Origin of the sequence: Bacillus sp. FSL K6-1284 (genome assembly GCF_038002625.1) — a bacterium.
Taxonomy (GTDB): domain Bacteria; phylum Bacillota; class Bacilli; order Bacillales; family Bacillaceae; genus Bacillus; species Bacillus paralicheniformis.
In genome coordinates, this window is the sequence record NZ_JBBOCW010000001.1 from 4190921 (window position 1) to 4217091 (window position 26171).

General features: G+C 45.7%; 22 protein-coding genes and 3 riboswitches. Of the genes, 7 read left to right on the forward strand and 15 right to left on the reverse strand.

Annotation, left to right across the window (positions count from 1 at the left end):
- Positions 1–113 precede the first annotated feature (113 nt).
- A complete protein-coding gene (locus tag MHB72_RS21370) occupies positions 114–644 on the forward strand; it encodes a chorismate--pyruvate lyase family protein (protein WP_020453481.1) in 531 nt (176 codons plus the stop codon).
- A gap of 98 nt (positions 645–742) precedes the next feature.
- On the opposite strand, the gene MHB72_RS21375 is transcribed toward MHB72_RS21370, so the two are convergent.
- Positions 743–1426, reverse strand: a complete 684-nt coding sequence (locus MHB72_RS21375) for a DUF3298 and DUF4163 domain-containing protein (protein ID WP_023856918.1) — start codon at positions 1424–1426, stop codon at positions 743–745.
- Between the two features lie 318 nt (positions 1427–1744).
- A riboswitch (SAM riboswitch) is annotated at positions 1745–1854 on the forward strand.
- Positions 1855–1927: 73 nt separating this feature from the next.
- Between MHB72_RS21375 and MHB72_RS21380 the strand changes: the two genes are divergently transcribed.
- The 4 genes from MHB72_RS21380 (at position 1928) to galE (ending at position 7462) form a co-directional block, all read left to right on the forward strand.
- Positions 1928–3058, forward strand: a complete 1131-nt coding sequence (locus MHB72_RS21380) for a 5-methyltetrahydropteroyltriglutamate--homocysteine S-methyltransferase (RefSeq protein WP_216919174.1) — start codon at positions 1928–1930, stop codon at positions 3056–3058.
- A gap of 139 nt (positions 3059–3197) precedes the next feature.
- Positions 3198–5438, forward strand: a complete 2241-nt coding sequence (locus tag MHB72_RS21385) for a glycosyltransferase family 39 protein (protein WP_216919172.1) — start codon at positions 3198–3200, stop codon at positions 5436–5438.
- The gene (locus MHB72_RS21390; protein ID WP_216919170.1) at positions 5438–6436 is read left to right on the forward strand and encodes a glycosyltransferase family 2 protein; all 999 of its coding nucleotides are present in this window, start codon (positions 5438–5440) and stop codon (positions 6434–6436) included. Before MHB72_RS21385 ends, MHB72_RS21390 begins: the two co-directional genes overlap by 1 nt.
- Before the next feature lie 30 nt (positions 6437–6466).
- A complete protein-coding gene (galE, locus tag MHB72_RS21395) occupies positions 6467–7462 on the forward strand; it encodes a UDP-glucose 4-epimerase GalE (RefSeq protein WP_216919169.1) in 996 nt (331 codons plus the stop codon).
- Positions 7463–7667: 205 nt separating this feature from the next.
- Here the strand turns inward: galE and MHB72_RS21400 are convergent, their stop codons facing one another.
- The 4 genes from MHB72_RS21400 to MHB72_RS21415 are packed head-to-tail and all read right to left on the reverse strand — an operon-like array spanning position 7668 to position 11231.
- Positions 7668–8831 (reverse strand): hypothetical protein, encoded by a 1164-nt coding sequence (locus MHB72_RS21400; RefSeq protein WP_105979468.1) that lies wholly within the window; start codon positions 8829–8831, stop codon positions 7668–7670.
- Between the two features lie 10 nt (positions 8832–8841).
- The gene (locus tag MHB72_RS21405; protein ID WP_216919167.1) at positions 8842–10275 is read right to left on the reverse strand and encodes an alpha/beta fold hydrolase; all 1434 of its coding nucleotides are present in this window, start codon (positions 10273–10275) and stop codon (positions 8842–8844) included.
- An 18-nt stretch (positions 10276–10293) separates the two neighbouring features.
- Positions 10294–10932: a hypothetical protein gene (locus tag MHB72_RS21410; protein ID WP_020453490.1), complete on the reverse strand. Its 639-nt coding sequence runs from the start codon at positions 10930–10932 to the stop codon at positions 10294–10296.
- A 2-nt stretch (positions 10933–10934) separates the two neighbouring features.
- On the reverse strand, positions 10935–11231 hold the full coding sequence (locus MHB72_RS21415; RefSeq protein ID WP_025810558.1) for a DUF4176 domain-containing protein: 297 nt from the start codon (positions 11229–11231) through the stop codon (positions 10935–10937).
- A 527-nt stretch (positions 11232–11758) separates the two neighbouring features.
- Positions 11759–11860, forward strand: a riboswitch (purine riboswitch).
- Between the two features lie 134 nt (positions 11861–11994).
- Here MHB72_RS21415 and MHB72_RS21420 point away from each other — a divergent pair.
- Entirely contained in the window at positions 11995–13188 is a 1194-nt protein-coding gene (locus MHB72_RS21420; RefSeq protein WP_065644354.1) for a nucleoside transporter C-terminal domain-containing protein, read from the forward strand.
- A gap of 45 nt (positions 13189–13233) precedes the next feature.
- Here the strand turns inward: MHB72_RS21420 and MHB72_RS21425 are convergent, their stop codons facing one another.
- The 9 genes from MHB72_RS21425 to tenA form a co-directional block, all read right to left on the reverse strand.
- Positions 13234–15315 (reverse strand): catalase, encoded by a 2082-nt coding sequence (locus MHB72_RS21425; RefSeq protein WP_216919165.1) that lies wholly within the window; start codon positions 15313–15315, stop codon positions 13234–13236.
- Between the two features lie 146 nt (positions 15316–15461).
- The gene (locus tag MHB72_RS21430) at positions 15462–15914 is read right to left on the reverse strand and encodes an AraC family transcriptional regulator (protein WP_216919671.1); all 453 of its coding nucleotides are present in this window, start codon (positions 15912–15914) and stop codon (positions 15462–15464) included.
- Positions 15915–16080: 166 nt separating this feature from the next.
- The gene (locus MHB72_RS21435; protein WP_020453496.1) at positions 16081–17499 is read right to left on the reverse strand and encodes a glycoside hydrolase family 1 protein; all 1419 of its coding nucleotides are present in this window, start codon (positions 17497–17499) and stop codon (positions 16081–16083) included.
- Positions 17489–19348 (reverse strand): PTS beta-glucoside transporter subunit IIBCA, encoded by a 1860-nt coding sequence (locus MHB72_RS21440; RefSeq protein ID WP_216919163.1) that lies wholly within the window; start codon positions 19346–19348, stop codon positions 17489–17491. Before MHB72_RS21440 ends, MHB72_RS21435 begins: the two co-directional genes overlap by 11 nt.
- 310 nt (positions 19349–19658) lie before the next feature.
- Positions 19659–20492: a BglG family transcription antiterminator LicT gene (gene licT, locus MHB72_RS21445; RefSeq protein WP_020453498.1), complete on the reverse strand. Its 834-nt coding sequence runs from the start codon at positions 20490–20492 to the stop codon at positions 19659–19661.
- 182 nt (positions 20493–20674) lie between these two features.
- Positions 20675–21409 carry an energy-coupling factor transporter transmembrane component T family protein gene (locus MHB72_RS21450; RefSeq protein WP_020453499.1) on the reverse strand — a complete coding sequence of 245 codons (735 nt, stop codon included), beginning with the start codon at positions 21407–21409 and terminating at the stop codon, positions 20675–20677.
- Positions 21406–22998, reverse strand: coding sequence for an ABC transporter ATP-binding protein (locus MHB72_RS21455; RefSeq protein ID WP_340904201.1), 1593 nt, complete (start codon positions 22996–22998; stop codon positions 21406–21408). Before MHB72_RS21455 ends, MHB72_RS21450 begins: the two co-directional genes overlap by 4 nt.
- Positions 22973–23572, reverse strand: a complete 600-nt coding sequence (locus tag MHB72_RS21460) for an ECF transporter S component (protein ID WP_020453501.1) — start codon at positions 23570–23572, stop codon at positions 22973–22975. The genes MHB72_RS21455 and MHB72_RS21460 overlap by 26 nt, the downstream gene beginning before the upstream one ends.
- Positions 23569–24255: a thiaminase II gene (gene tenA, locus MHB72_RS21465; RefSeq protein ID WP_020453502.1), complete on the reverse strand. Its 687-nt coding sequence runs from the start codon at positions 24253–24255 to the stop codon at positions 23569–23571. Before tenA ends, MHB72_RS21460 begins: the two co-directional genes overlap by 4 nt.
- Before the next feature lie 113 nt (positions 24256–24368).
- Positions 24369–24473, reverse strand: a riboswitch (TPP riboswitch).
- Positions 24474–24677: 204 nt separating this feature from the next.
- Here tenA and MHB72_RS21470 point away from each other — a divergent pair.
- On the forward strand, positions 24678–24836 hold the full coding sequence (locus MHB72_RS21470; protein WP_020453503.1) for a hypothetical protein: 159 nt from the start codon (positions 24678–24680) through the stop codon (positions 24834–24836).
- A 50-nt stretch (positions 24837–24886) separates the two neighbouring features.
- On the opposite strand, the gene aceA is transcribed toward MHB72_RS21470, so the two are convergent.
- Complete coding sequence (gene aceA / locus MHB72_RS21475) at positions 24887–26158, reverse strand: isocitrate lyase (protein WP_023856903.1); 1272 nt, start codon at positions 26156–26158, stop codon at positions 24887–24889.
- Positions 26159–26171: the final 13 nt, after the last annotated feature.

A 26171-nucleotide genomic window follows, 5' to 3' on the forward strand; every position in this document is an offset into this window, starting at 1 on the left:
TTACATTACTAACCTAAAATTTAACTTATTTTTCTAGACAAACGCATCTCCACATGATAAATTTAAAGACAAGTTTTCAAAAAATTCTAATTTTGGTACGGGGGTGCCTTTCATTGAGCGTAAGCCACTTTTTTCCTGAAACTCTAGTTGCTCTTGTAAAAGACATGTTAACCAAAACCGATGGTTCAACAACCAAAGCGATTGAAACGCTGATCGGTGGCAAAGCCGAAATCGAAGTTTTTCAGCAAAATAATATTGATTATGACAAGCTGTCACCTGAAGAAGCGAGGCTGTTTCAACGCGATGATGACATCTTGTTTAGAACTTCCTCTTTGAAAACAGGCGATGATTATTTATCTTATAATTATGTCTATGTTAAAACAAACTTACTGCCGCCCGCCATCAAACAAGATTTGCAGGCAGAAAGGCTTCCCATCGGGAAAATCATTGCAGAACTGGAGTCAAGGCGTGAAATTTTCAGTACGGGCGACTGCCTGGGAAAACATTTCACACAACTTGTACCTGTTTCAGCAGACCGGACATATGCTTTTAAAAAATATCAGATTATCAGCGGCCGGCAGTGCATGTTCTATGTCTGCGAGCTATTCGATTTAGAAAAAATCTGCGAACGGACTGCGGGCTGAATCATGCCCGTCAGCTGCCACTTCATGAAAAGGCTTCCATAACCTCCCCATTCCTTCTTCCCTCAAAACAAAAACCCCTGCGAAACAGGGGCTGTTATTTATTGATACACCGTTTTCGGAACGGCAACGACCGGATTTCCGGCAGCATAAGGAGCGACATCGTATTGCTGGAAGACGATCGCAATGCCGTCTTTTGTGTAATAAAAAGCCGTGTTTTTACCAAGGACGATGTCTTTCTTCTTCACATCCGGGAAGAAAATGTCGCTGTGTTTTTGAATATAGTCGTAAATGTATGTTTTTGTCTTATCCATTTTCGATTTTGTATTTAAGATATCTGATAAATACACCCGCTTTTTAGAGGCAAGGTCATAGTTGAAAGAGCGGACTGCCGTATTTCCGTGCGCTCCGCCGGAGTAGACGTAATTACTTGTCAGAATGCTCAGCTTTTGGCCGGTCCGGTATTTCACTTCAAAGGACGTTTGATAATCTGTTTGGTATCCGTGCTGTTGGCCGTCTTTCTTGTTTTTTACATAATCTTTGTAGGACTGCTCAATATAACGTTTAAAATCTTTGTTGATCCTATTTTGGAGAGATTTGCTGCTTACATTTGCAACCTGCGGGTATTTCAAAGCCTTAATGTTTTTGTAAGTATGGCTCGTGACCGTCGGCTTTTTTTCATTTGCCGCGTGTGCAGAAGGAAGTGCGGCCGCACCGTACAGCGCAAAAAACAATACCCCTGTCATCAGCATACCTAACGCTTTAAACACTGTTTTTTTGTTCATAAGAACCCTCCTTAATCTGTCATTGTTTATCATACCCATTTTGAAATCAGGTACACATGATAGACCGGTGAACTCGCGAGAAAGTTTCTATTTTCGGAGATAAAAATTGAAAAATATTCTAATTCACCCTGTTCGTTCAGCACCTTGTTGACCATTTGAACGACTGTCTTGACAAAAAATTCACACGCTGATTCGATACGCCCTCCGGTTTAACCGCAGAAGAAGAAAATGAAAAACCAAATAGTTTTTTTAAACCCATTGACATTTTTATAAAAAGTATTAATATTAAAACTATTAAAAAATTGCATAAAAAGGTTTTCCTTATCAAGAGTGGTGGAGGGACTGGCCCTGTGAAACCCGGCAACCGCTGTCTATGACAGAATGGTGCTAAATCCTTAAGAGCATGTTCGTGCTCTTGAAGATAAGGAGGAGATTGAATATATCAAGCTCTTCCTTATCGGGAAGAGCTTTTTTATGTCTATAAAGAAAGAGGGATGAAGCATGACACAATCAACCGATGTACTGAAGCAAACGCCTGGGAAAAAAATCGGACCGTACAGAGCTGATCAGGTGGGGAGTCTTTTAAGGTCTGCGCCCGTAAAAAAAGCGCGTATTCAAAAAGCGAACGGTGAAATTAGCGCTGAACAACTGCGCGAAGTCGAAAACGAAGAGATCAAGCGCATTGTCGAAAAGCAAAAAGAAATTGGCCTTAAAGCCGTTACTGACGGGGAATTCCGCAGGTCATGGTGGCATTTCGATTTTCTTGAAGGGCTTGACGGCGTAGAAGGATATACAGCGGACAAGGGCATTCAATTTCATAATGTTGAAACGAAGCCGCGCGGAATCAAAGTAACAAGCAAAGTCGATTTTACAAACCATCCGATGCTGGAAGATTATAAATTTCTTCATGATATTGCGGGCACACATACGCCGAAAATGACGATTCCGAGCCCGAATATGCTGTTTTTCAGAGGAAAACTTGGAGAAAGCCCGTACGAGGATCTGGATGAGTTCCATCACGATGTCGCGCAGGCTTACAAAAAAGCGATCCGCGCATTTTACGATGCCGGCTGCCGCTATTTGCAACTGGATGACACGGCCTGGTCGGTATTTTTCTCAGACAAAGGACATGAGCAGATCAAAGCCTTCGGCCGCCAGCCTGATGAACTGCGCCAGTCCTTCGCCAACACGATTAATGAAGCAGTTGAAGGACGCCCGGACGATTTGACGGTCACCATGCACATCTGCCGCGGCAACTTCCAGTCAACATGGGTGGCGGAAGGCGGCTACGATGCGGCTGCAGAAACGATTTTCGACGGACTCAATTTAGACGGACTTTTCCTTGAATTTGATGACGAGCGCTCCGGCGGCTTCGAACCGCTTCGCTATGTCAAACGGAAAGACTTGCAGATCGTCCTCGGCCTGATCACATCAAAATTCGGAGAGCTTGAAAACCCGGATGATATTAAGCGGCGCATCGACGAAGCAGCTCGCTTCGTCAACCTGAACCAATTGTGCCTAAGCCCGCAGTGCGGCTTTGCCTCCACAGAAGAAGGCAACCTCCTGACGGAAGAGCAGCAATGGGAAAAACTGCGCCATGTCGTCGAGATCGCTGAAGACGTATGGAAATAACACCTCATATTTGAGACATGCCTCCTGACGGCATGTCTCTTTTTTTTGCCCCTCTATACAATTTAAAATTCCTTCTTGATTTGTTCATAGTTTGATCATATTTGGCTTCTATAATGCTCTTTAGTGAGGTGATCGAACAATGATTAAGAAAAGGAAAATCGATATATTCCTGGTCTTCATTCTTGTATTATCTGCAGCTTTAAACTTGTACGGCATCTGGAATAGTGACACAGACAACGCCTACTATACGGCGGCCGTTGAAAGTATGACCCAAAATTTTCATAACTTTTTTTATGCATCATTTGATCCGGCAGGCTTTGTAACAGTTGATAAACCGCCGGTTGCACTCTGGATTCAGACACTTTTTGCACTTGTGTTCGGCGTGCACGGCTGGAGCGTCGTTCTCCCTGAAGCGATTGCCGAAGTGATTTCCGTAGCACTGTTGTACTTTATTGTAAAACCTACTTTTGGCAAAACGGCGGCCAGAATTTCAGCTCTTATTATGGCGTGTACGCCGATTGCCGTTGCGGTCAGCCATACAAACAACGTCGACAGCATTCTCACCCTTTGTTTGATGATTGCAACCTGGATGTTGTTTAAAGCAGTCCGGAAAGGAAAAATCGGCTGGCTGCTCGGCGCATTCTGTATGGTCGGCGTCGGCTTTAACGTCAAAATGCTGCAAGCATACATGGTATTACCGGCATTCCTGCTGTTTTACATGATTGCAGCAAAAACGACGATTCGCAAAAAAATTGTGTCTCTTATCACAGCCTTGATCGTTCTGGCAGGCGTTTCCGTTACCTGGGCGGTAGTCGTCGACAGTCAGCCGGAGAGTTCACGCCCTTATATTGGAAGCAGCCAGACCAACTCTGTCCTTGAGCTGGCGTTTGGCTACAACGGCATCCAGCGTCTCACAGGCCAAAACGGTGCTGGCGGGGGCGGAACCCCCTCATCTGATCAAAATCAAAAGAACCAGCAGCAGGAAATGCCGCAGCAGCAAAGCGGCGATACCGAAACCAACTCAGACTCGGCAAATGGACAAATGGCTCCGCCGAGCGGGGGCGAGATGCCTTCAGGCGGACCGGACGGCCAGCAGGGTGATGTTCAAAGCGGCGGCGGAGGTCCCGGCGGCGGCACGAGCGGCATGTTTGGCACAGGAAACCCCGGCCCTCTCAGACTATTCCAATCCGAGCTTTCCGGACAGGCAAGCTGGCTCATCCCGTTTGTACTCTTCGGCATCATCGGTTTGCTGATCACGGGCCTTCGCGGTCAACGCAAATTCAATGAAATAACGACTGAAACGATTTTCTGGATGATGTGGCTTCTGCCAGTCGCTGCATTCTTCAGCGTCGCAGGATTCTTCCATCATTACTATCTGATCATGCTGGCAGCACCGATTGCCGCTTTATCAGGTGCAGGCTGGACGGCGCTCGTTCGCCTCTATCAGGAAGAAAGCGGCTGGAAAAAACAGCTTCTGCCGATCGGAATTTTGCTGACAACCGCATTTGAATTGTATATTTTGAGTCCTTATCTCAGCGAAATCGGCATCGTTTGGAGCATATTGATCGGCGCTTTTGGCATTGTCACAAGCTGCCTTCTCATCTTTTTCAAAAAAGGAAAGTCATTCAGCTACTATGTATCACTTGCAGCGCTGCTCGGCATGCTGATCGGACCTTTCTATTGGACAACAGCAACGCTCGCTGACGGTGTAAACGGCATGATTCCTCAGGCCGGACCTAAATCCGCACAATCATTTGGCGGCGGTGGCGGAGGGAAGATGCAGAATAACAACGGCAGCGGACCTCCCGGATTCGGCAGCCAAGACGGCCAAACAGACAGTGATCAAAACAACAATAACGGCCCTGGCTTCGGTCCTGGTTCAAACAGCAATGATTCTTCAACTGATACCGGTTCCGGCCAAAACAGCCAAAATCAGAACGGCGAAGGCGCAAGCGGCCGTCAACAAGGCGGACCAAGCGGCGGCAGCCCTGGAAGCGGCGAATCAGTCGATGAAGAACTGTTGAGCTACCTTGAAAAGAACAACACGGGTGAAAAATATTTATTTGCGGTCTCCAGCGCAACGTCTGCTCAATCTTACATCATCAAAACAGGTAAAGCTGTCATGGCGATGGGCGGATTCTCTGGAAGCGACCCGATTTTGACGGTTGAAAAACTTGAGAAGCTCGTCAAAAACGGCGAAGTCAAGTACTTCATGATCGGCGACGGTCGAGGCCAAGACAACTCAGAAATCACTAACTGGATTAAAGAAAACGGAAAAGAAATTTCAAAAAACGAATACAGCAGCTCTTCTTCAGATAACGATTCCCAGTCAGGCGGACCTGGCGGAAATCAGACGCTTTATAAAGTGGAGCTTGATTGATGAAAGGAAAGGTGATGAATATGCAGAGACAAGTCACATTTTCAATCGTAGTCCCTGTCTACAACGAAGCGGAAGTGCTTCAAAGCACCTATGACCGATTAAAAACCGTCATGGACTCGACAGGCGACCCTTATGAACTGATTTTTGTAAACGACGGTTCAAGCGATGACAGCATTCACATGCTGAAGTCGCTTGCTCAGTCAGACCCGGCAGTAAAATGCATCAATTTCTCAAGAAACTTCGGTCATCAGATCGCCATTACGGCCGGTACCGACTATGCTGCCGGCGAAGCGATCGTGGTGATCGATGCCGATTTGCAGGATCCTCCCGAATTGATTTTGGAAATGGAGGAAAAGTGGCGCCAAGGCTTTGACGTTGTATACGCCGTCCGCACAAAGCGGGAAGGAGAAACATTTTTCAAAAAGCAAACGGCCGCCATGTTCTACCGTATTTTAAGAAAACTCACAGACGTTGATATCCCGGTGGATACGGGAGACTTCCGGCTCATGGACCGGAAGGTGGTCAATGAAATGAACAAGCTGAAAGAAAAAAATCCGTTCGTCCGCGGCCTTGTCAGCTGGCTCGGGTTCAAGCAGACCGCCGTCTATTACGAGCGCCACGAACGGCTTGCAGGGGAAACGAAGTACCCGCTCAAAAAAATGCTGAAGCTCTCGCTCGACGGCATCACTTCATTTTCCTTTCAGCCGCTGAAACTGGCAAGCTACTCAGGAATCGCGCTGTCAGCGGTCGGTTTTATATATGCCTTCATCGTCGTCTGCATGAAGCTGTTTACGACAAGCACCATTACCGGGTGGTCTTCGATGATCATTCTGCAATGCTTGTTCAGCGGCTTTATCCTGATCATCCTCGGAGCGATCGGCGAATACATCGGCCGCATTTATGACGAAGTAAAAGACAGGCCGCTATATATCATTGACGGCAAATACGGATTTGAAGAACAGCGGCGGGCGGCAGCTCCGCAGCGCCATATCATGTAGAAGATAAGAGATCCAAAAGGAGGGATTCCGATGAGCATACTTGTTGTCGGGGGAGCCGGTTATATCGGTTCCCACGCTGTTTACACGTTAATTGAGAAAAAAGAAAAAGTCGTCGTTGTGGATTCCCTGGCAACGGGACACGCAGAAGCCGTTCACCCCGAAGCTGCGTTTTATGAAGGGAATATTCGCGACCGGCATTTTCTCAAGCAAGTATTTGAAAATGAGGACATTGAAGCCGTCATGCATTTCGCAGCATCACCTATTCCATTACAGTCGAATCGCGTTTTTTCTTCTTTCAACGAAAACATGACAGGCATGGAAACACTGCTTGACGTGATGAAAGAATACGATGTCGGCCGGATCGTTTTTGCATCAAGCGCTGCGGTCTACGGCTGTCCGCAGAACCTCCCTGTCACAGAAGAAACCGAACCAGAACCCGTTCACCCGCACGGGAAGGTCAAATGGATGATGGAGAAAATGCTGATGGAAGCGGAAAAAGCGTACGGCCTGAAATATGTGATCCTCCGCTCCTTCAATGCGTGCGGCGCCCACCCATCTGTCATCATCGGCGAAGACCGGGGAAGTGAAACACATCTCATTTCCAATGTTCTGCGAACCGCTCTCGGACACCTTCCTTTTGTTCACATAGATCAACCTGAAGAAGCAACTGGCTTCCGCGATTATGTTCACGTGCAGGATTTGGCAGAAGCACACGTGCTCGCCATCAGCCATTTGCGGAAAGGCAGGGATAGCCGAATCTACAATCTCAGCTATGGCGAAAGCTACTCCGCTGAACAAATCATCCTTGCCGCCCAATATGTCACAGGCATTCCTCTCATCGCCGCAAAGCTGACAGAAACGGACAACGATTCACAAGCAACATTTGCCGCTTCTTCTTCCAAGGCCAGAAAAGAACTAGGCTGGACCCCGAAGCACAACAGCCTGATCGCAATCATCCGCGACGCCTGGAACTGGCACTCTGCGAATCCGAATGGGTATACGTCGGAGAAGGTGAGGCAAGGGTGAAAAATGAACTCCACCCCTATCGTTAGGCAGTGTCTAACGATGGAGGTGCGGTTTTTTCTCCATCGTCTTTGCGGTAGTTGGTGATGATCGGCAGGCCATTGAAATGTTTTTATTTGAATTCCAAAAATGACAGAAGGCTTATCCCACTTTTGTGGCCTACCTTTGTCAAATAAGAAAAGGACTGAATAAAAACTCTTCAGTCCCTCTATGATTCAATTCCTAAATCAACTAAGTAAGCCGTTGGCTGTTGTTTACTTTTTTGCAAATCGATAAGTACATTAACAGAACCTGCTGTACCAATCGTCTTCCCGTGATAGGAAATATACAAAACTACATAATCTTTATTAAAATATTGAATATTAGCTATCCTTGCATCGCCCGCGTTAAAATCCATCTCTTTTGCAATTTGTTTGAAGTCAATCTTAAATTGAGCTTCATATTTTTCATTTCCTTTTAGATAATTATCCACTGTTTGTATCTGTTGAATACCCTCAGGCATTACATTTGTTTCTTTTTCTTTTGCTCCGTTAATAAAAACATATTTACCATCTTTACTTAAATAATCATCTTTTTTAATATCAATTAATTGATTGGTCCTTTTATCTAAAATCATATCATCAAAAAATAAAAGCGAATATCTTCCCGATTTGTCTACCTTGGTGAATAAATCATAGTAATCTTTTAACTTTCCTGTTGATAATGTGTTTTGCAGTTTTTCTTTAGTGATAACTGTCGACTCAATATTTGTTAAGTCTTGCGTTATGAAAAGTCCTATTGTGCTATTAATACGATCTTTCATACTAAAATCTTGAATAACCACGGAAAAGCATTTAGAATTCACTGCATATAAATTAATCTCTAATTCATCGGATTTCTTTACTCCATAGTTTTTCAATAGCTGCGGCAAATCCAATGTTTTTTTATTTTTCTTTGTTTTCACTTCCAGTTGATTGTTCGGCAACATTTTAATAGCAGGAAGATGATATTTTTCTTTGTCTTGAATAGGATGGTGCAACAACTTTTCTAAGCGTTCTATTTGGTACAAATTATTTAAAGTCTTTTTAGGTTCTTTTGCAGTAAACAAGGGCTTATAATATTCTTTTAACTGATCCTGAGTATATTGAAAGTACCGAATTGCTTGTCCTTGGTGATTGACTGTTGAAAATAAAGTAACATCATTCACTTCTATGATTTTTTTATCTGTACTGCCAGTAAGGTAGGATTTCATAAACTCAGTTAATCCACGGCTATCCTCCTTAGGAAAGCCTTTTTTATACGTTATCTCCTGATTTTGACCTTTTCCGCAGCCGGTGATTACCAGCAAGAGTACTATTAATGCGCTTAAATTTATAAACCTTTTTCTTATCATTGAACTGCTCCTATTCTGCTTCTTTTTTGTTAACTTCTTGAATTAAGTCAACAAATTCAGAGTCTTCAACTTCATAAATATGTCCAGGATTTGTGACACCGGAACCTTTCACTTCAATTTCTGGCTTTTTATCAATGAGATCGCCTAATATGTCCCCATGTTGACTTTCAACTGAAACGATATCATCACTGTTTATTTTATGTTTTCCACTTGCAGTATAGTAAGGGGAAAAACTCACAGTATCCTCTGTTCTGTATCCCGCAGCTGCAGTAATGTCCATTTTCTGAAGCTTTTGGTAGACTTCAGGATTGGCAGATTTCAAATGATTAATGTCTTCAGTCATCGCCTCACTGTCCATATCTGTATAAGCATTACTGTAGTCTTTTCCCTCATCATTATTTCTGTTATCTTCTTTAAAATCTAAATATTCGCTCGTATCCATAGTATGTCTTTTAGCAAGAGGACTGTCTGCGAGCCAACGTGCTCTATTAGCGCCGATAGCTAAGATATTTTTATCATATGGGGTTCCGATTGTTGTGATGCTTCGGACATGATCAGGGTAATCCATCGCAAATTGCAGCGATCTTCTCCCGCCATAGCTGTGGCCGAACATATCGATCTTTGTCTCCTCATTCATCAGCCCCATCTCATTTAGCTTTTCTGCTAAATCATCACTTGTTGCTTGGCGATGTTCATTCATATGCTCTGTTTCGTAAACGATATGCAATCTTCCCGCTTTTTCTTTGTATTGTTTTGTATCCTTTAACTTTTTCAATCCTTCTACTCTCTTAATTACTTTTTCACCATTTATTATTTCAATGATATAGTATTCTCTTGTTTTATCACTATTTATACGTATTATAATATCACCGTCTTTTGCTGCTTTTCTAACACTATTATTGAATCCATCCCCATCATCCTCAATCCCATGCACATAAACAGAAACATTCTTATAATCCGAAAAATCACCTTTCACATGGTTAACTGAATTATACAAGATTGAGATATCTGTCAAAGCTTCGCGCATTGGGGCGCGGTGGGTGCGGGCGACATTGCTGAAATCTTGTTCCACCTGATCAAGGCCATTTTTTAGATTCTCGTATTGGCTAATTAAAAGAACGACGTCACTCGTAATATTGTTGCGTTTCTGTATGTCTTCCGGTGAGGGGTCTTCCATAGACTCAAACTTGCGTCTGGCATTCTCCTGACAATCTTTTAAATCCTTTATCCAATCGTTGATTTCCGATTTGATATCCGCCACATTAAAATTCATGACGTTTTTTGATACAAAGTTCGGAAGTTCTTTATTTTCTATCGAAATCCATATTTTATTAAAAGCTTCAAGCAAACGGCTGGATTGAGCATGCTGCAGCATTCGATTAGCTCTTCTTTCATGGCTTTTGATAATATTTGTGATTTCTGGCTCTCTATTATAATATGCCATAACTCTAGTTCCCTTCCATCATTTCACTCTTTGCAGTTGTTGTGAGATTACGTTATCGACGCGCTTTAATTCCTTAATGATGTTTTTGGCGTTTGCCGAAAGTTCTTTGACTCTTTTTTTAAGCTCCGTCATGATCGATTTGATGTGCGACTTTGCATCAGACCAGACGTCATCGAATTTTTCCCACGGAAACTCTGTTTCATACATCATTTCTCTGAGCATTGTGTCAAAATGGTGCAAAACTTCATCTAGTGTTGATAGATTTGATTCAAACTTTCCGGTTGCCTGGTGTAACGATTCGCCGTTTACTTTTATTTCACTTTGGACTCTTTCAGCCGAAAATGTATGGTTTCTTTCCGATCTTGACTGCGGCTGAACATTGGCCGGTTTGTCGGATTCGTCCGTTAGTTCGACCGCTTTTGCAAAACACCGCACACTGTCTGCAAAATATAATAAACAGCTGCTCGCTTTACTGAAAAAGTTGATGTTGTCACTCATTTTTTTCTGCAGCGCTGCGGCGGCTTTCCCGCTGTGCCGGTCTAATTCTTCACGAAAAAACACCATGTTCTCAAATACATGGCTAAAGGCGTTTTCCAGCTGACTAATGGTCCCCGCTGCCTTATGTGAAAGTTCTTTGTTGAAGCGAAAATGTCCCATCGTCATTGCTCCTTATTTTCGTTTTTTCCTGCTTCAGCTTCTGTTAGCAACTCATCAAGCTGCAATTCTTTTTGATCTACATATCCGTAATGGTACACAACTTCTATATCATGTTTATTAAATAAAACTAGCTGCTCTTTCGGATCGGTAAAACCGTTTGGATAGTCGACAGCTGCATAATCTCTGATGACATGGTTTGTCTCAGAAAACATTTGCCGCCCGATGATAAGCAGACGTCTTGAATCATTATGTAAGCCGACAACACTGCCGACAGGAAGATAGTTCTTTTTTAATAGCATAATTGATTATCCCTCTTTTTCTCTGAAATTGGACATATATACAAGTTGTAAAAACATAGGAAAATCATAGCAAAAAGGTATCATTTCATTCAACGAACTAAAGTACCGTGAAATTTTACCTATTCAAATTAAAGACTTTTGATTTAATGTCCGCTCTTTATGTAAGGTTTGTCGGTGTCATTAGTATGTTACAGTGAGCACTTAGCACTGAAACGATTCATCATACTTACGGAACCTTTCAGATAAAGTTTCACAAAAAAACCGCCATAGTAGGCGGCGGCATCATGAAATATAAAGCGCAATCGCTTACGATTCTCCTCTAATAAAAAGAACCTTATCACCTTCCATTTTTCGTCTGTTGTTCTGTGCATGGTGACTTCCCGCTTGAAAAGCCGGCTTTCTCTCAGATGATTTGCTGTGCATCTCTCAATATGCAACCTTCTTTAGACGTGACTTTATTTGAAAAATTATTGTGAAAATATATTTTTAGCTTGAATTTTACACAAACTCGAGATAAAATACAGTCAAAATAATAGAAGCTCACTTCTTGTATATAATCAGTAATAGGGTCTGATTGTTTCTACCTGGCAACCGTAAATCGCCAGACTACAAGGAAGTTTGAATAGATTTGATCATGTAAAAAGTGTATTGCGCAAACAATATATCTATTTTTTATTTGCTCTTATTTTTCATGCTTTCTTTATCGGAACCCATGAAAAGTAAGAGCTTTTTTATTTTCAAAAAACATTCGGGAGTTGGCATCATGTATTTTCTCATTAACATTTTAGGCATTTTCATTGTCATGTCCGTGATTTATTTTTGTTCCCCGCGAAAGAAAAGCGTAAAATGGAGGCCGATTCTCTCCCTTTTCATCGTTGAGCTTTTGGTGACTTGGTTTATGCTTGGGACAAAAATCGGCGGATGGGCCATCAACCTGATCGCCTCTTTCTTTTCGTGGCTGATCGCTTGTGCAAGCGACGGTATTGCGTTTGCCTTTCCGTCAGTGATGGGCAATGAAACCGTTGACTTTTTCTTCAGCGCCTTGCTGCCGATTATCTTTGTGGTGACATTTTTTGATATACTGGCTTATTTCGGAATTTTAACATGGATGATTGATAAGATCGGCTGGGTGATTTCGAAAGTCTCGCGCCTTCCTAAATTAGAAAGTTTCTTTTCGATTCAAATGATGTTTCTGGGCAATACTGAAGCGCTCGCCGTGATTCGCGGGCAATTGGCCGTATTAAAGGACAACCGCCTGCTGACGTTCGGCATTATGAGCATGAGCAGTATCAGCGGATCGATTCTCGGTTCTTATTTAACGATGGTTCCTGCAACATACGTATTTACAGCGATTCCATTGAATTGCTTAAATGCGTTGATCTTGGCCAGCATTTTAAACCCGGTAGAAGTCACTAAGGATGAAGACATTATTTACGTACCGCCAAAAGAAGAGAAAAAGGACTTTTTCTCAACGATTTCAAACAGCATGATGGTCGGAATGAACATGGTCATCGTCATTCTCGCCATGGTCATCGGATATGTCGCTTTAACCTCATGTTTGAACGGAATGTTGGGGTTGATCATGGACGGTTTGACGATTCAAAAAATCTTTTCTTACATCTTCAGTCCGTTCGCATTCCTGCTTGGACTGGCGCCGGGTGACGCGATGTATGTCGCACAGCTGATGGGGATGAAACTCGCCACAAACGAATTCGTCGCGATGATGGATTTAAAAACGCAGCTAGATGCGATTTCGCCCCATACAGCCGCCGTGGCCACAACATTTTTGACGTCGTTTGCCAACTTCAGTACGATCGGAATGATCTATGGAACGTACAATTCCTTATTTAACGGAGAAAAATCAGCGATTATCGGAAGAAATGTGTGGAAGCTCCTTGTCAGCGGAATAGCGGTGTCGCTGTTGAGCGCGGGGATTGTCGGGCTGTTTGTGTGGTAGAAAAATAGAGTAAAAGGGCAGGCATTTAGCCTGCCTCTTTTTTTATTAAACTTGTCTATCCCAATGGCGGTGCCCGCCGATCGCTTCGACCAGCTTTTTGCCGAAGTCGTCTTTGCTCTTATCATCGCGAGAGGTGATAATGCCCGGCTGTGCTGCCGCGTGGGACCCGGCGGCGGACAGCAGGAGATCGATCCCTTTGCCTGCGGCTCCGATCGCTTTATAATGTCCGAATGCTTCATTGATAAAATCCGATGCGGCTTTATGCAATTGCAGGCGTTCAATGCTTTCTTGGCCGCCCGGAATATAAACGGCATCGTACAGCACGGAATCGACCGTCTGCAAAGTGTTACCGACTTCTATTTCTGTACCGCCGGTCCCTTTGATCACGCCGAGTGCCGAGCTGACAATGTCCGGAATGATGTCGGCTTTTTTGAACTCTTTCAACACCCGGCTGAGGTCCTCATCATCAAAACCTTGCTCTGCTAAAATGGCGACGGTCCTCGTCTGCGGCAGTTTGACCGTGTTTTCCTGGCTGAGCGCAGGGGATTTGAACGTCACATTGGAGCCTTCGTCTTTTTCAGGGGGCTCTACACCTACACCCGCAGCGATTTGCTTGGCAAGCTCCCTGTCAACCCTGTTAAACATATGAACGACTTGGCGGCGGACGTCCTTGCTTTTGACCTTTCCGACTTCAAAGCGGAACGCCGAAATGATATGTTCTTTTTCAACGGGAGACATGCTGTTCCAAAACAGCTTCGCTTGCGAATAGTGATCGTTAAAGCTTTCGCTGCGCTGGCGGATTTTTTTGCCCTCGACTTTTTCCTCGTAATGCACATATCCGCCTTCTTCTTCTGAAGCAGGCGCCGGATCGTTGTTTTGCAGCGAATTTTTATGATAAGCGACAGGCCCTTTGTTAATCGTCATTCTGTGATAGCCGTCATACTGGTTGTTATGGAACGGACAGACCGGCCGGTTGATCGGAATTTCATGAAAGTTCGGACCTCCCAATCGGATCAGCTGTGTGTCCGTATAGGAAAAGAGCCGGCCCTGCAAAAGCGGATCGTTTGTAAAATCGATTCCCGGAACAACGTGGCCCGGATGGAAAGCGGCCTGTTCCGTTTCGGCAAAAACGTTATCCTGGTTTCGATTCAGCGTCATTTTACCGATGATCTTAACAGGAACCATTTCTTCCGGCCAAAGCTTTGTCGGATCAAGGATATCAAAGTCAAACTTGAACTCGTCTTCTTCGTCAATCATTTGCACGCCGAGCTCATACTCCACTTCATCGCCTCTTTCGATCGCTTCCCAAAGATCGCGGCGGTGATAGTCGGGATCTTTCCCGGCGATTGTCTGCGCTTCGTCCCAGACGAGCGAATGGACGCCAAGGACGGGCTTCCAGTGAAATTTAACAAAGCGCACCTTGCCTTCTTCATTTACAAACCTGAACGTATGAACGCCGAAGCCTTCCATCATCCTGTAGCTTCGCGGAATCGCCCTGTCAGACATCGCCCACATGATCATGTGAGCCGTTTCTTCATTGTTGGCGACAAAGTCCCAAAACGTATCGTGCGCCGTAGAAGCCTGCGGCATTTCGTTATTCGGTTCCGGCTTAAAGGAATGCACCAGGTCAGGGAACTTGATGGCATCCTGAATGAAGAAAACAGGGATGTTGTTGCCGACGAGATCATAGTTCCCTTCTTCTGTATAAAACTTTGTCGCGAATCCTCTGACATCACGGACGGTATCACCCGAGCCCCTGGAACCGGCTACAGTCGAGAACCTGACAAACACCGGTGTTTTCACTGACGGATCTTGAAGAAACTTTGCTTTCGTATATTCCGTCATCGGCTCGTAAACCTGGAAATAGCCATGCGCGCCAAAACCCCTCGCATGGACGACCCGCTCCGGAATCCGTTCATGGTCAAAATGGGTCATTTTTTCACGGAAATGAAAGTCCTCCATCAGCGTCGGACCGCGCACGCCTGCTTTTAAAGAGTGCTCGTCTTCAGATACGCGTAAACCTTGGTTCGTCGTCATTTTTTTGCCCCGGTTGTCAGACCGGTACTGTTCAAGTTGTTGATCCTTGCTGTGCTCATTGACGTTGCGGCGGCCATCATTGTTATTCACTTGTCATCCCTCCCCATATTTATTCCCTATGTAGTTGATCTGGATTGCTATTTTATGATTTACCCTGTCTGTCAGCGAGTTAAACGCAACGCTCGTTAAAGGGAAATGTAATTTTAATAAATTCAAAGTTTGCACAAGAAAATGAATTAAACCGATTTTAAAGGTACACATATTTCACAATACGGGTTGCTCACCATATCCCCCGTGTATTTTTCCATTATTGGTCTATTGTCCAGTTGAAATTCATTGTTTTGCAGAGATGAAAAAATATCAGAATATGCTTTTTGAATATCTTCTGCTGTATGTTTAACATCATAAATCAGGTATTTTCCGCCGGAAATTTCCCCTTCAAAAACTGAATCATCGACTTGATAATCATGCGGTATCACAATACAAGCATCAAATCTACACTGATCAGGAGATGTTGTTTCCGGGTTATCCTGTGGAATCGCAAACAGAATGGCAGACTCAAGAAGACCTGTTTCCTTAGCCCATTTTTTTAATGCCTCCATTACCTCAATATTGGCAGGACCGTACGAACCAACTCGTCGCATATAAGCAATACGATAGTTTGGAAGTGTTTCAACTTTGAATGTCATAGATTTTTTCTTCCTTTCCTGATTGTTGTTCGTTACGTTTCGAATGTAACATGCTTTAAAACTAATTACATTTACATTTTTAAAATTTTCTGTAAATTTTAAAATGATCATTTCCACAACAAAAAAGAGGATATTCATAGATCATCTGAACATCCTCTTTCTTTGTTTAATCTAGTGTTTCGCCGTTTGAAGCAATCAAGTCTTTATACCAGTAAAAGCTTTTTTTGCGAATGCGGCGCAAGTCTTTCAAATCAAATTCGTCGCGGTTCACATAAATAAATCCGTAGCGTTTTGAACAGCCTTGATGGGTTGAAATCAAGTCGATGGCAGACCATGGGGAGTAGCCGAAAACATCGACTCCATCCGTGATCGCCAGCTGAATTTGCTTGATATGTTCCTTTAAATAATCGATGCGGTAGTCGTCATTTACGACATCTCCGTCTTCAAGCTGATCAAACGCGCCGAGGCCGTTCTCAGTGATGATCAGCGGCAGCTGATAGCGGTCATAGATCTCGCGCAGCGTCGAACGGAAACCGACAGGGTCGATCTCCCAGCCAAATGCGTTTTTCTTTAAGTGCGGATTGCTGCTTCCCCTGTATACGCCTTCTTCTCCCGTCTGCAAATGCTGGTCGCCGCCTCGGGCAGCCGTGTCGCTGCCGTCATCCCTGCTCGCTTCAGCCGTTTGCGACGTATAGTAGTTAAACGCGATAAAGTCCGGCTTGGCTGACCGCAGAATATCCATATCTCCTTCGGCGATGACCGGTGTGCAGTCTTTTTCTTTCATATATGCCCATGCCGTTGTATTGTAACGTCCGAATACGGCCATATCCAAGTAAAGCCAGTTGCGGATCGCATTATAGTTAAAAGCCGCCAGCACGTCCTCCGGTTTCGAAGAAGCAGGATAGATGAGCGCGATATTCGGCGCAGGGCCGATTTTCGCTTCCGGCAGCATCTCATGGCAAAGCTTGATCGCTTTTGCCTGTGCGACAAGCATGTGATGGTTTTGCTGATAAAGCTCTTTTTTCGGGTTTTCCAAGTTTGGATCAAGTGTGCCGAGTGCAGATCCGTGGAGAATCATCATATTTTGCTCGTTGATGGTCAGCCAGTATTTGACGCGGTCTCCGTAGCTTTCAAAAAGGATTCTCGCATACTTTTCAAAGGCGTCAATCGTGGCCCTGTCCGACCAGCCGCCTTTTTTCTGCAAAGCATTCGGCAGATCAAAGTGGTACATCGTAACAATCGGTTCGATTCCATATTTCAGGAGTTCATCGATCAAACGGCTGTAAAATTCGATGCCCTTCGGATTAATATCGCCGTCCCCGTCCGGAATGATGCGCGTCCAGGCAATCGAAAAACGGTACGCTTTGAAGCCCATTTCCGCAAACAAAGCGATATCTTCTTTATAGCGGTGGTAATGGTCGCTTGCGACTTTAAAATCGGTTGTCCCTTCCGGGTAGCTTTCGCGCGCATCGATGACAGAAGGCCCTTTTCCATCTTCATCCCAAGCGCCCTCCACTTGATAAGCGGAAGTAGACGCACCCCACAAAAATTCTTCCGGAAATTGAGCTAATGTTTTATATTTCATGATTATTTTCCTCCCATGGTGATGAAATTAAAGTGATGATCGGTTCTTCAGTTTTCACCTGTTTTTGATCCGTTGGAATGATATCCGTGTATTGACCGGAATTTGTAACGATGATTGGTGTTTTCACGTCAAACCCTTCTTCTTTCAAAGCGTCCAGATTGAATTCTGCGAGTATATCACCCCGTTTCACTTTTTGCCCTTGCTCGACCTTGGAATTGAAGTGCCTTCCATCGAGTCTGACCGTGTCCATCCCGATATGAATCAAAATCTCGGCTCCGCTATCCGACGTTATGCCGTATGCGTGACCCGTCGGAAATGCCGTTGTCACGATGCCGTCCGCAGGGGCGGTGACAACGCCTTTTGACGGAAGCACCGCGATTCCTTTTCCAAGCGCCCCCGATGCGAACACTTTATCTGTTACTTCTGTTAACGGCAGGACTTCTCCTTGCAAAGGGCTGCAAATTGGTTCACCGGCGCTTTTTTCAACGGGCTGCTCTTTCGTCTCCTCCACAGGGTCGTCAAAGCCGACAATGTAAGTGAGCAAAATTGATAAAACAAACGAAACTGTAATTCCGATGATAAAGCCGAGAAAGCCCGGTCCGTAAAAAATCGGAATCGTCAACAAGCCCGGAGCGCCGGAAGCGAGGGCGACACTGCCGGAGTATCCGATAATGGCTCCGCCTGCCGCTGCACTGATGACACCGCATACAAACGGCTTTTTCAGCCTGAGTGTCACCCCGTAGACGGCCGGCTCTGTAATCCCGAATATCCCGGTAACGGCAGCAGATCCTGCCAATGCTTTCAACTTCTTGTTTTTCGTCTTCAGCATGACACCAAACGCAGCTCCTGTTTGGGCAAAGACGGCGGCTGCCGTCGCCGGTTTGATGTAGTCCTTGCCGTGGACGGCAATGTTGTTCAAAATGACAGGGACGATCCCCCAGTGAATGCCGAAGATGACAAGGATTTGCCATAAGGCCGCGATAATCGCTCCTGCCAGAATCGGGCTGAAATCAAAAACGGACAGAATCGCCGCCGCAATCCCGTTTCCTGTGTAAACACCGAGCGGTCCGAATACGATCAAAGTTAACGGCACCATCACCGTCAGGCATAATAAAGGGGTGATAAAGTTCTTCACGCTTTCATGAATAAAGCGCATACATAATCTTTCAAGATAGCTCATTACAAATACGGCAAGGATAATCGGGATAACGGTCGACGTATAATTCATCAAGACGACCGGAATGCCGAAAAACTCCGTCTGGGCGCCGCTGTTTTTCAGTTCGAGTATCGTTGGATAGATCAGCGCCCCGGCAATCGTCAGCGCTATGAACGGGTTCGCTCCAAATTTTTTGGCGGCCGTAACGGCGAGCAGCAAAGGCAGGAAATAAAACAGGCTGTCGGCTGCCGCGTATAGAATCGTATATGTCGTCTCTTCCGGCGAGAGCCAGCCGGCGTTTGTGCAAATCAAAAGCAGGCCTTTTAAAATCCCCGCTCCTGCCATGACGCCGAGCAGCGGAGTGAAAATGCTAGATACGATATCTACCAATCTACCGGCGAGGCTTCCTTTCTCTTTTTGGCTGTGATCGGCCGCAGAACCTTCCAACAGTTGAGAGATCCGGCCGATTTCTTTATAGACTTCAGGAACGTTATTGCCGATAACGACTTGAAATTGTCCGCCGCTCTCCACTACGGTTACCACGCCATCCGTATTTTCAAGCGCTTCCCTGTCTGCTTTGGAACGGTCTTTCAGTTTGAAGCGAAGCCTTGTCGCGCAATGGACAAGCGATACAACGTTCTTCTCCCCGCCGACGCGCTCCAGAATTTCTTTTGCCATTGATTGAACATCCATCGTTGATCATCTCCTGTCTCTCCTAAAGCCCTATCAAGCTGTTAAAAAATAAAAAACCTAAACTAAAGCCTGTACAAAGAAGGCTTAGTTTAGGTTTTGCCTGCCGAACAGTAACAATCCCGTTTTAAGACATCAAGTAAATAAAAAAACCTAAATCACTGTGAAACAAGGGCATAAGAGTGCCGCTTCACAGTCATTTAGGTTTTGCCTGCATGATCAGTAACAATCCTAACAACCTGTATAAGTTGATGTAAGTAAAAAGTAGCATACATTTATCCAATTGTCAACGCTTTCATTTTAGCATCATCCTCTATTTTTGATGAACGACCCGCTCGATATGAATCGTCAAATACAGAAGCTCTTCGTTTGTCAGCTGATGACCGTATTCTTTTTCGATGTACTGTCTGATTTTATTAGTGCAGACATACGCGTCGCGGTACTTATTTTTGACGGTTTCAAATAAAAAGTCGTCCCGGCTTTCCATATAGGCTCCGCTGAACAGCCGCTGCGCGAAAAATTTCAAATGGGTAATGAAGCGGTAATAGTGAAGCGATTCTTCATCAAAATCGATATGAAAGTGATATTTGACGATGCTTAAAATCTCCTGCATGACTTTCGTAATATTGACGATGTTCGGCATTTCTTCATTCAGCTCGGCGTTTACGATATGGAGTGCGATAAAAGCGGCTTCATCCTCCGGAAGAGCTGTCCCCGTCTTCTTTTCAATGATGGCCAGCGCCTCTTTGCCGATGGCGAACTCATCTTTATACAGCCGTTTTGTCTCCCAAAGCAGGGCGTTTTTAATATCCAGACCCTTTTTATGCCGTTCGACGGCGAAATGAATATGGTCGGTCAGCGAGACATAAATGCTGTCATTCAGCTTCTTGCCGAGCTTTAATTTCGCATAGGAGATAATTTCTTCAGACATTTCCATAAATTCGATCGGAATTTCGTCCAACAGCGTCTTAAATCTTTCTGATACATCTTTATTATCAAGCCTGAAAATCTTCTCGATTCTCGATTCATCCACCGCTTCCCCAGGCTTTTTTTGAAAAGCGATTCCCCTGCCCATGACCACTAATTCCTGACCCTGTTCATTTAAAACACTGATCACATTGTTGTTGATCACTTTGGCAATTTTCACATCGCGCCACTCCCATCTTGTAAGGGGATTTTTTATATTTCTTTTTTCATATGGTACACATTGATTGTACAATCTTTTTGGCCTAGGTCAATATGTTTCAGTCAACGTCCGAAATATTTACATTTTACAGAATGCCCGATTTATAAAAAAAGAGCCGCAGTGCGGCCCTGTAAAAAACCCTCTTAAAAAATGAGCAAAATTCCCGCTGTGACTGACGCCAGACCCGCAAAATAAACGAAGTCTTTTCCGGAAAGCCGCGCTGTTTGATAGTAGGTGCGGTCTTTTGCACCGGTAAACCCTCTCGCTTCCATGGCAACGGCGATTCTTTCCGACTTGCGGATGCCTTGCGAAAACAAAGGCAGCGCATAGCGAATAAACGCCTTCCAGCTGTTTTTTTGCTTATAGCCCCTGATTTTGTGCGCCGCCTTCATTTGCGAAAGCTCAGACTGAAAAAGCGGGACAAAACGGAAGCCGGCCAGCAAGCCATAAGCCCATTTAGGCGACAGCCTGCATTGATGAACCAGGCTCATAATAAACTGCGTCAAATCGGTTGTTGATGTAAACAAAAGACCGTATGTGACAAACCCGAGCATCCGGAGCGCGATTGTCAGCCCATTGCCGACGCTTTCCTCGGTGACGCGGAACCAGGCCCATTCCCAAATCGTTTCCTCGCCTTTTCCAAAAGCGGCCATCATCCAAAAGACGAGAATAAAAAAGACGAGATAAGGCAACAGCCGCTTACTTAAATAAGACAAAGTCCATCCCCCGAAAAAAATTCCGATGGCAACCGCAAACAGCCAAATGAATAGAGTCGGTTTCGGATTTGAAACAAACATGAGCAAGCACATGACCAGGAGGTGGGAAAAGAGCTTGGCGCTCGGGTTCAATGCCGAAAGAAGTGAACCATTGCTTTTCATACGGGAACCCTCTCCTTTCTTTCATGCATGAACCGGTAATGAAGCGGCGGTATCAATGAAAAGCGGCGGACGAGGCCTTGATTAGAAAATAATCGATACGGCGTTCCTTGAAATGCCGCTTTCCCTTGATGAAACACGATGACACGGCCGGAATGCTCATCTACGATGTCCATGTCGTGCGTCACCATCACAATCGTCGTTCCCCGTTCCTGCCGTTCCTTTAACCGCTTGATTAATTCTTGCGCCGTCCTTTCGTCCTGACCGAATGTCGGCTCGTCAAGCAGCAGCAGATCCTGGTCAAACAAAAGCATTGTCGCAACGCTTAAACGCCGTTTCTGCCCGAGGCTTAATGTAAAGGGGTGCGCTTTTTGATGAGCGTCAAGTCCGAATTCCCGCAGCAATTCAGCCGTTTTCTTTTCGACCCGGTCCTCCGGCCATCCCCGCTGCCTCGCCCCGAACGCGATCTCGTCAAACACCGTGTCCCGAATAAATTGAAGCTCGGGATTTTGAAAAACAAAGCCGGCCTTCTCATAGAGCGTACGGTCGGACCATTTCTTCAGCTCCCGATCCTCAAGATAAAGGCGCCCTTTTTTGACGGCTTCAAGCCTGATCAGACTTTTTAAAAACGTACTCTTTCCGCTCCCGTTCTCGCCGATGACCGAAATCCATTCTCCCCTTGGAATCTCAAGGGTGATGCCGTCGGCAACGATCTTTTTCCGATAGCCGATCGCCGCGTCGTCTGCGCGGATCAATATGTCTCTGTCAGCTGTAGGCCTGTTTTTCGCCTCCTCCTCTTTCATTTTCAATGTAGAAGAGAGCTTGACGGCGAGCGGATGATCATCTTGTGTGATGACATCTTCCCATACCGCAGGGTACAGTTTCGGCTGCCAGATGCCCGCCGCTTTCATCTCCGGCTGAAAATGTTTCACGATTTCTTCCGGCTTTCCGTCAGCGATGATCTGTCCCTTTCCATTGAAAAGAATGACGCGGTCCATCCACTCGATACAGCCGTCCAGCACGTGTTCGACGAACACCATCGTCTGTCCGCTTTTTCGTGAAACGTTACGAAGCAAGGCAAAGATGTCTTTCCGGCTGGCCGGGTCCAGCTGCGCCGTCGGCTCGTCAAAAAACAGCACTTCAGGCTCCAGAGCGAGCAGGCACGCTAATGCCAGTCTCTGCTTCATACCGCCTGACAAGGTTTCGATCGGCGTTTTCTTATCTATCTTTAATCCGACTTGCTCCATCAGCTCCGAGATGATGCCGTCCATATCTTTTGGGGAGACAGACCGGTTTTCTAGGCTAAAAGCGATTTCCTCATCAACATGAAGCATGCAGAACTGCGAATCCGGATCCTGAAACATAACGCCGGCGCTCTTTCTGCGATTGACCTCTCCGCTGACCTCAGCTTCGACATGTTCAGGAATGATGCCGGAAAGCACGGACAACAGTGTCGATTTGCCGCTTCCGCTCGGACCGAGTATCAGCACTTTCTCTCCCTGCCCAATCGACAGCGAGACCCGGTCTAGGACTGTTTCAGGACGATGATAAAAACGGACGGAAAGGTTACTGCATCCGAGAAATGAACGCATCGGCATCATCCTTCTTCCGCTGTTCCTTCATGATCTCATACTGATTCAGGACGCCCGTTTTCGCAAGCGCTTCGACAACGGCTTTTGCCAGCCAGCCGCCGAGTACAATGCCGCTGATGATTTGGATGATAAGCGTCATGATCAGCGTTTGCGTCGTATAGTAGGCAAAACCGTTCGCCATCAGGCTGTATGTCATGCTTCCGACCGCGGCAAGCGCACCGGAAAGCATAAGGGTAAACAAGTTGTAACGCTTATAGCGAAAGATCGCAAAAGCGATTTCCGCACCGGCTCCCTGGAACACACCGATTAATAATGCTGACAGTCCAAAGTGGCTTCCGGTCAGCAGTTCGACCGCCGCAGCTGCCGTCTCGGCAATCAGCGCCGCACCCGGTTTACGGATGATATAAGCGACAATCGGGCTGGCGATCACCCAAATGCCGAACATAAAGTTCGCTCCGACAGGCCCGACAATAGCTGAAACAGGGATCCACAAGGTGGACCATCCTAAGTAAATGACGCCGCATGCAACGGACAAGATCACTGCCATCACGACTTCTTTCATGTTCCAATTCATCGTCTCACCGCCTCCATTTCCACAGGCCAATCTTCAACTGTATAAGCCATCTCCCAAAAGCCGTATTCAAGCTGACAGCTTTGCAAAAAAAGCTCCTTCATTTTTTCTTTTTCAGCCTTGCCCGCTGTTTCGGCCCATTCATCCAGGCGGGCGCAAAACTTCGTCGTGATTGAATCGGTTCGGTCTCCGTAAAAACAGATCCAGTCATAAAATGGATGCGACGGGTCAGGCTGAACGTCCATCATCAGTTTTTTTCCGATCTCCCAATATGTCCACGGACAAGGCAGCAAGACGGCTAATATCTCTCCCAGCGTGCCTTCGTGCGCCGCCGTCAGCATATGGCGGATATAATGATGGGCAGAAGGCGCAAGCGGATAGCCCTGCAGAGATTCATACTCCACCCCCGCGGCCCGGCACAGGTTGTTGTGCGGGTGCACTTCGCTGTTTAATACAAATGAAATCTGCTCATGAAACATCTCCATGTCTTTCCGGTTTTGACACTTGGAAATTGCAATTCCGTAGATTTGAATAAAAGCGTTCAAATACTCGTAATCTTGCTTCACATAATGAATAAGCTGCTCCTTTTTCAGCTTGCCGGACGCCAGTCCCAATACAAACGGATGCTCAAAAATGGCTTCAAAAATAGGGTCTGCCTCACGGCGAAGTTCTGCAGAAAAACTCATGTAGATAGCCTCCTCAGCAATCGGTTTTATAAGGAAGGCACAGGGGGAGCGAGCCGCTTTTTACGCAAAAAAGCCGCCCCAAAATGGAGCGGCCTTTGTATGATGAAATCATAAAGACACCGGCTCCACTTCCCTACGCTAGTATGAACTAGATCAGGTTCAAAGGGTCCAAGATCGCTTCTTGTCTCAGCCGGCTTACGGCTCCCCTAGTGGACTTCCTATTACATTAACTTTTACTCTACACATCAATGATTATGATGTCAACCTGAGTTTTTCAGTTTTATTCTTGTATAGAACCGCCGGGTTTCATCCAGAAGATGCAGCGGGTAAAAATATTTATGGAAAAATGTTAATTTTCTGAAACCTTTTGCAGGCTTGTTCGTCTAATATAGTGAAGACAAAAAAATTTGGAGGGGATATTTATGATGATGTTTATCTTGATTTTGACAATGGCTGTGTATTTGTTCTATTCTTTCAGCAAAGACAACCGGCCGGCCAAAAGAAACAACAAGAATCATCAGACACTGACTGTTATTAGGGAAAACCCTTTTACCGCCCCTTCCAATGATGTCAATTGCTAACTTGATAGACAACAAGCAAGCCGCCCCATGACGGGCGGCTTTTTACGTTTTTAGGATTGAAATTGTTCCGCTTCAGTCGATCCCTTCAGTGCAGTGGTTGATGAAGTCCCGCCTGTCACAACCTGGGCGACTTCATCAAAGTAGCTCGTTCCGACTTCGCGCTGATGCCTTGTCGCCGTATAGCCGTGGACTTCGCTGGCAAACTCGGCCTGCTGCAGATCAGAATACGCCGCCATTCCGCGGTGCTTATATTGGCGGGCCAATTCAAACATGCCGTGGTTTAAGGCGTGGAAGCCTGCCAGTGTGACAAATTGAAATTTATAGCCCATTTCACTGAGCTGTTTCTGGAAGTTCAAGATGGTGTTGTCATCCAGTTTGGCCTTCCAGTTGAACGAAGGGGAGCAGTTGTAGGCGAGCAGTTTGCCCGGGAATTTTTCATGGATCGCCTGTGCAAACCGGCGGGCTTCTTCAATATTCGGCTCAGACGTTTCACACCAGATCAAATCGGCATACGGCGCATACGCCAAACCTCTCGCAATCGCCTGATCAAGACCCGGCTTTGTTTTGAAGAACCCTTCCGCTGTTCGCTCTCCCGTCAAAAACGGCGCATCATATGAATCGACGTCGCTTGTGATCAGGTCGGCCGCATTCGCGTCCGTACGGGCAATAAGAATGGTCGGGACTCCCATCACGTCTGCGGCGAGGCGCGCGGCAATCAAATTACGCACCGCCGTTTGCGTCGGAAGCAGCACTTTCCCGCCCAAATGCCCGCACTTTTTCTCAGACGACAACTGGTCTTCAAAGTGAACTCCCGCGGCGCCGGCTTCAATCATACCTTTCATCAGCTCGAACACATTCAGCTGTCCGCCGAAGCCTGCTTCAGCATCGGCCACAATCGGAGCAAACCAATCGATGTCTTCTTTTCCTTCCATATGGTGAATTTGATCGGCGCGCTGCAGCGTACGGTTGATTTTTTTGACAACTTCCGGCACGCTGTTTGCCGGATAAAGGCTTTGGTCAGGATACATGCTCCCTGACAAATTGGCATCGGCCGCCACCTGCCAACCGCTTAAATAAATCGCTTTCAATCCGGCTTTTACTTGCTGCATGGCTTGATTTCCGGTCAAAGCGCCCAGCGCCGGCACGAAGTCCTCTGTGTGGAGAAGCTTCCACAGCTTTTCAGCGCCGCGCCTTGCAATCGTGTATTCAATCTCAAGCGTGCCCCTCAACCGAATGACGTCAGCCGCCTGATACGGCCTTGTGATCCCTTTCCAGCGTTCTTCATGCTCCCAGCTTTTTGCGAGTTGTTTTTCTTTCAGCATCGCACATTCCCCC

What these genes read in the sequence shown, in the direction of transcription:
- MHB72_RS21375 (WP_023856918.1), bottom strand. Translation starts at nt 1,426, where the DNA reads ATGAACAAAAAAACAGTGTTTAAAGCGTTAGGTATGCTGATGACAGGG.
- MHB72_RS21380 (WP_216919174.1), top strand. Translation starts at nt 1,928, where the DNA reads ATGACACAATCAACCGATGTACTGAAGCAAACGCCTGGGAAAAAAATC.
- MHB72_RS21385 (WP_216919172.1), top strand. Translation starts at nt 3,198, where the DNA reads ATGATTAAGAAAAGGAAAATCGATATATTCCTGGTCTTCATTCTTGTA.
- MHB72_RS21390 (WP_216919170.1), top strand. Translation starts at nt 5,438, where the DNA reads ATGAAAGGAAAGGTGATGAATATGCAGAGACAAGTCACATTTTCAATC.
- galE (WP_216919169.1), top strand. Translation starts at nt 6,467, where the DNA reads ATGAGCATACTTGTTGTCGGGGGAGCCGGTTATATCGGTTCCCACGCT.
- MHB72_RS21400 (WP_105979468.1), bottom strand. Translation starts at nt 8,831, where the DNA reads ATGATAAGAAAAAGGTTTATAAATTTAAGCGCATTAATAGTACTCTTG.
- MHB72_RS21405 (WP_216919167.1), bottom strand. Translation starts at nt 10,275, where the DNA reads ATGGCATATTATAATAGAGAGCCAGAAATCACAAATATTATCAAAAGC.
- MHB72_RS21410 (WP_020453490.1), bottom strand. Translation starts at nt 10,932, where the DNA reads ATGGGACATTTTCGCTTCAACAAAGAACTTTCACATAAGGCAGCGGGG.
- MHB72_RS21415 (WP_025810558.1), bottom strand. Translation starts at nt 11,231, where the DNA reads ATGCTATTAAAAAAGAACTATCTTCCTGTCGGCAGTGTTGTCGGCTTA.
- MHB72_RS21420 (WP_065644354.1), top strand. Translation starts at nt 11,995, where the DNA reads ATGTATTTTCTCATTAACATTTTAGGCATTTTCATTGTCATGTCCGTG.
- MHB72_RS21430 (WP_216919671.1), bottom strand. Translation starts at nt 15,914, where the DNA reads ATGACATTCAAAGTTGAAACACTTCCAAACTATCGTATTGCTTATATG.
- MHB72_RS21435 (WP_020453496.1), bottom strand. Translation starts at nt 17,499, where the DNA reads ATGAAATATAAAACATTAGCTCAATTTCCGGAAGAATTTTTGTGGGGT.
- MHB72_RS21440 (WP_216919163.1), bottom strand. Translation starts at nt 19,348, where the DNA reads ATGGATGTTCAATCAATGGCAAAAGAAATTCTGGAGCGCGTCGGCGGG.
- MHB72_RS21450 (WP_020453499.1), bottom strand. Translation starts at nt 21,409, where the DNA reads ATGAAAAGCAATGGTTCACTTCTTTCGGCATTGAACCCGAGCGCCAAG.
- MHB72_RS21455 (WP_340904201.1), bottom strand. Translation starts at nt 22,998, where the DNA reads ATGCGTTCATTTCTCGGATGCAGTAACCTTTCCGTCCGTTTTTATCAT.
- MHB72_RS21460 (WP_020453501.1), bottom strand. Translation starts at nt 23,572, where the DNA reads ATGAATTGGAACATGAAAGAAGTCGTGATGGCAGTGATCTTGTCCGTT.
- tenA (WP_020453502.1), bottom strand. Translation starts at nt 24,255, where the DNA reads ATGAGTTTTTCTGCAGAACTTCGCCGTGAGGCAGACCCTATTTTTGAA.
- MHB72_RS21470 (WP_020453503.1), top strand. Translation starts at nt 24,678, where the DNA reads ATGATGATGTTTATCTTGATTTTGACAATGGCTGTGTATTTGTTCTAT.
- aceA (WP_023856903.1), bottom strand. Translation starts at nt 26,158, where the DNA reads ATGCTGAAAGAAAAACAACTCGCAAAAAGCTGGGAGCATGAAGAACGC.